Raw genomic sequence first — 748 nt, 5'->3', positions numbered from 1 at the left:
GCCTTGCCACATGCCGGCCAGCCGCTCGGCCTCGTCGATCCGCCGGCTCGCCTGTTCGAGCTCGCCGGCCTCGGCCAGCGCGATCGAGGACGCGACGCGAAATCCCATCGAGCAGGGCTGGCAGGTGCACTTTTCGGCGAGCCTGCGATCGCCTTGCCGGATCGCCTCCATCGCCTGCGACTGCGTCGCCGCCGCCTCGACCGCCAGCGCCTGGAAACGGATCAGCAGATGCGGGGAGAGCCACGTCGATTCGGCAAGGCGCAATCCCTTCTGCAAGAGCCGGCCGGCGCGCCATTTCTGGCCGCGCGCCAGCGCGATCTCGCCAAGCCGATGCAGCGCCAGCGCTTCGCCGAAGGGGGCTCCCGCTTCGGCGCTGAGTTGCGCGGCACTGGTCAACAGCTCTTCCGCCGCCGTGAGCCGTCCGGAAAACAATTCCGCCTCGCCGAGGATCAGTGAGGCGAGCACGCGGCCGGGAACCGATCCGGCGGCCTCGGCGATGCCGAGAAGCTCGCGCGCCGCCTTCGCCATGTGTTCATGGCCGCCGGCCCGGTAGAGGCAGAATTCCGCCAGGCACAGATGCCCATCGAAGACGTTGGAGGCAACGCTCGGCGCGCCGCGAACCCAGTCGACGAACTCGGACTGGAAAAGCTCCTGCCATTGCCCCTGCATGTGCGCGGCGAGCCCGATCAGCGCGCTCGCCTCGCCGACCTCGCGCCCGAGTTCGGCGGCGATCGCCAGCGTGCGCGCT

Annotated in this window: 1 pseudogene; it reads right to left on the bottom strand. The window is 70.1% G+C overall.

The window, feature by feature from the left end:
- A pseudogene (locus DH10_RS36040) lies at positions 1-748 on the bottom strand (AfsR/SARP family transcriptional regulator); the annotation flags it as partial.

Source organism: Mesorhizobium silamurunense (genome assembly GCF_014843825.1).
Classification (GTDB): Bacteria; Pseudomonadota; Alphaproteobacteria; order Rhizobiales; family Rhizobiaceae; genus Mesorhizobium; species Mesorhizobium silamurunense.
Note: the sequence above shows the minus strand (reverse complement) of the source record. Positions and strands in the feature narration are given on the sequence as shown.